General features: G+C 41.4%; 2 protein-coding genes. Both read right to left on the reverse strand.

Translation table 11 applies throughout. The annotated features are described in order from the left end of the window. On the reverse strand, positions 1-733 hold a 733-nt coding region (locus tag K0A91_RS10950), incomplete at its 3' end, for a biotin/lipoyl-binding protein (protein WP_295010256.1). Continuing rightward, on the reverse strand, positions 723-1,789 hold a 1,067-nt coding region (locus tag K0A91_RS10955), incomplete at its 5' end, for an ATP-binding cassette domain-containing protein (protein WP_295010258.1). The genes K0A91_RS10955 and K0A91_RS10950, both read right to left, overlap by 11 nt.

The following is a 1,789-nucleotide window of genomic DNA, read 5'->3' on the forward strand; positions in this document are numbered from 1 at the left end:
TGGTGCTTGCTTCTCTTTGAAGTTTTAAATACTCAACCTCGGATACGATTCCCTTGTCAACTAACGGCTTGTTGAGTTTAAGCTCTCTTGTAATAAACTCAAAATTTTTAGTCAGATTAGAGAGTTTGGCCTCTGCCTCTTTTAGTTCATCTTTTTTTTGCTCCAAACGGTGCTTATAAATCAACATGTTGTTTTCCAACTGCTCTTTATTGCTAAGATAGAGCGACTCTTCGTACTTAATAAGCTCGGGAGAGCTTTTTCTTATCGCTTCGCTTGCGTTAAAAGGGGTGCCTGTTGATTCTGCCAAAAGCCTGATGCTTTTAGCTTGAAGCTCGTTGTAGCGGAGCTGACTCTCGACAAAGCTGCTTACGAAACCCGTATCGTCAATTTTTATAAGAATATCTCCCTTTTTTACAGCTTCTCCCTCGGCAACTAGGATTTCGCTTACAATTCCGCCTTCAAGATTTTGAATGATTTGAACCTGAGTAGAGGGTATTACTTTTCCTTGTCCGCGGGTAAGGGCGTCGATTTCGGCATTGTAAGCCCAGTATATAAGCCAGATAATAAAAAAAGCGCCGACCCATAACATGATTTTAGTAGCCAGCGTATTGTGGCTGAGCATTGCGGCACTTACGGAGTTTATATACTCCAAATCTTCATCATTTTTAATGCGAAGATTCTTAATATCTTTTTTATCGTAAGAGTACTCTACAAATTTATCTTCAAGATTCATTGGCTACTCTTTTCTTTGGTGTCTGCAGTTGCATCAACACCTCATTATGCGGTCCGTCTAAAACAATTTTGCCTTTGTCCATCAAAATTAATCTTTTCGTAAGTGCCAGCAGAACGTTTTTATGCGATATTAAAAGCATTGTTTTATTTGCTTTATAGCTGTTTATAGCTCTGATAAAGTTGTTTTCATGTGTGCTGTCCATGGAGTTTGTCGGCTCGTCAAGGAGTATAATCGGTGCAGGATGTATAAATGCCCGCGCTATGGAAATGGACTGTTTTTGCCCGCCTGATAGTCCGTCACCCCTCTCACCTATCGGCATGTCGTATCCCATTGGATGAGAATTTGCAAAGTAGCTGACTCCGCTTAAATTGGCAACATTTAAAATCTCTTCATCGCTTGCACCCGGTGAGCGCAGAACGATATTCTCTTTTAGCGTCCCCTGAAACAGAATAACTTCTTGGGGTACGTATGAAACATTTCGTCTCAGGTCGGCAGGGTCTATCTGCTTTATATCTATACCGTCCATAAGGATGGAGCCCTCCGTCGGTTCATAGAGCCCAAGGATCAGCTTTTCTACGGTAGTCTTTCCTGAACCGTTTGTGCCTATAATCCCTACCGACTCTCCGGGGTTTATTACAAAACTTACATCATCAAGAACTTTGTTTTCCGTGTCGGGGTAAACAAAGCTTACATGTTGAAACTCTATCTTTCCTTTAAAAAACGGGCGCTGTACAAAGTTTTTTGACTCTTCACGCTCAACAGCGAGTTTCATAATGTTGTTTATAGCGTCATATGCAGTTTTTGTCTGTTGAAAATTCGCAATTAGTGCTGCAACTTGACCCAGAGGCGCTAACATTCTAGAGCCCAGCATAACAACGGCGATAAGCCCGCCCATAGTCAACTCTCTCTCACCGATAGCATAAACTCCCCCGATAATAAGCGCTATCGTGTTTAGCTGAACTATAAAATTAACAAAAGTAGAGATAGAGTTTGATAAAATCTTTGAGCTAAGCCCTTTTCTTGCAACGTCTCCCGTTGCCTCTTCCCATTTCCATT

The sequence above is a fragment of the Sulfurimonas sp. genome (genome assembly GCF_019429335.1).
Taxonomy (GTDB): Bacteria; Campylobacterota; Campylobacteria; order Campylobacterales; family Sulfurimonadaceae; genus Sulfurimonas.